Genomic DNA, 2,226 nt, shown 5'->3' with positions numbered 1-2,226 from the left:
TTCATCGATCATCGACTGTGGTTCTCCTACAGGGGACTTCCACCCCATCAGTTCATGCCCATGCTGGGCGTACACAAGCCGAATACAGTGTTTATCGGGTTTGCCTGGAACCAGCTTGCAGATCAATCGCGTTTACTGCCGACCCAACTCGGCGGTTTCTTCTGCTCTTACAGTGATCTGATGCATTTTACCGAACAGACGGAAATGGGAAGTGCTGAAATCGGCGAGTTTCTAACTGCCTCGACTTTTCGTCTTTTTACGCATCGTGAAGCCTTTCGAAATAAAATGCTGGGCATCCTGATTCCTCACTACATGAGCGCCACGCAGGAGATCAACCGTAGGATGCGAAATGCAGGCAATTCGGCAGGTGATCCTGATTTGACATACCGCGAGCTGAGCCAGGTCATCGAAAAAATGGAATCCTACAATAAGCATGTTGTATTGATGGCCATGCCGGTCCGCGACAACACCTATGAACTTGACCCGGAATTAATCAATCTTGTCAAAAGCGAGGGCGTTACCTTACTGGATTATCGAAGCCCGGTTTTTATTACAGACAATCTGTTTCTGGATGAAATGCATTTAAATGAAAATGGCAGTGCCTTATTGACACAACAACTCGTTGTCGATTTCGCAAAGGTACGCTCAACTTTGCCGCAGTGATTAATAAGGCTTCAATGCATGTTATTCAATAGTTATATTTTTTGGGCTTTTTTCGCTACTGTCATATTGATCTATTGGCGCCTTGGGCATCGCGGGCAGAATTTTTTGTTACTCGTCGCCAGTTATGTGTTTTACGGCTACTGGGATTGGAGATTTCTAAGCCTGATCGCATTCTCAACAATCGTTGATTTTATCGTTGCCCAGAATCTGGAAAAGGAGACGAGACAACCAATACGACAACGCTGGCTTCTACTCTCGCTATGCAGCAATCTGGGACTATTGGGTTTCTTCAAGTATTTCGGGTTCTTTTCGAAAGAATTTGCCGTATTGCTCGAATCATTGGGATTCCAGGCATCCATGCCGACTCTGAATATCATTCTTCCAGTCGGCATATCTTTCTATACTTTTCAGACGTTGGCCTATACCATCGATGTCTATCGGGGTAAAACCAAACCGACGTACAATCTGCTGGATTTCGCTGTTTACGTATCGTTCTTTCCCCAATTGGTTGCCGGACCGATCGAACGCTCCAAGGATCTGTTACCGCAAATCGTAAACCCACGGAGTTTTACAAAAGGAAATTTTTCCGAAGGCCTTTATCACATCCTGATTGGCATGTTCAAGAAAGTCGTGATTGCCGACAATATGGCCCCGATTGTCAACCAGGTTTTTTCCACACCCGTCAGCGACCTGAACGGCACCGAAATTCTGATTGGCGTATATGCATTCGCGTTCCAGATCTATGGTGATTTCTCCGGTTATTCGTCTATTGCCCAAGGCATAGCCAAATGGCTGGGAATCAATCTATCCTGGAACTTCCGCATGCCCTATTTCTCCACAACGCCAAGCGAATTCTGGCGGCGCTGGCATATCACTCTTTCCTCCTGGCTCAGAGACTATCTCTATATAACATTGGGTGGTAATCGTCACGGTCACTTCAACACATTCAGGAATCTTGTACTGACAATGTTTCTCGGTGGTTTATGGCATGGAGCCAACTGGACTTTCGCTGTATGGGGGCTGGCGCATGGCTTCATCCTGGTTGTTTATCACGCATTGGAAAGTGTAACCAAAAAAATCCTGATTCCCGGCATTGTCGGCAAGGTTATCGGTGCAATTATATTCTTCCACCTGGTATGTATTACATGGTTGCTGTTCCGCGCTGAAAGCCTGACCCAGGCGGTATCCATGTTCGCTCAATTGTTCCACAACTTTTCGATGACCGAGTTCTCTCTCTATTCGCTCGGGATGCTGGGCTTTTTCGCACTGCCGATTATTATTTTGGAATTGGTTATCGAACGCTCCGGCGATATGCTCTATGTGTTGCGCACCCACTGGCTGGTGCAGGCGGTGATATATAGCTACTTCATCTTTATGCTGATCATATTCCCGCCACTTACACCCCAGGTGTTTATCTATTTTCAATTCTAGGGCCTGTTAACACTAATCCAATGCACCCTGTTGTGCCTGAAAAAGCGCCAATCAAGGCGCGAGGAGAGAGGTTTGGTTATTCCAAATGAGCGACGAGCAACGCCGAGTGGCGCTTTTTCAGGCGCAACCCGA

The 2,226-nt window shown here is 46.7% G+C and carries 2 protein-coding genes; both read left to right on the top strand.

What is annotated here, in order from left to right; all coding sequences use genetic code 11:
* Window positions 1-60: 60 nt before the first annotated feature.
* The gene (locus CODIS_RS20285) at window positions 61-663 is read left to right on the top strand and encodes a hypothetical protein (RefSeq protein ID WP_069128469.1); all 603 of its coding nucleotides are present in this window, start codon (window positions 61-63) and stop codon (window positions 661-663) included.
* A 105-nt stretch (window positions 664-768) separates the two neighbouring features.
* Entirely contained in the window at window positions 769-2,094 is a 1,326-nt protein-coding gene (locus CODIS_RS20280; protein ID WP_235615304.1) for an MBOAT family O-acyltransferase, read from the top strand.
* Window positions 2,095-2,226: the final 132 nt, after the last annotated feature.

The organism is Candidatus Thiodiazotropha endolucinida (assembly GCF_001715975.1).
Taxonomy (GTDB): Bacteria; Pseudomonadota; Gammaproteobacteria; order Chromatiales; family Chromatiaceae; genus Thiodiazotropha; species Thiodiazotropha endolucinida.
This window is presented reverse-complemented; position numbering and strand designations above follow the sequence as displayed.

Excerpts from the sequence above, each read along its gene's own strand:
- CODIS_RS20285 (WP_069128469.1), top strand. The coding sequence starts at position 61 with ATGCTGGGCGTACACAAGCCGAATACAGTGTTTATCGGGTTTGCCTGG.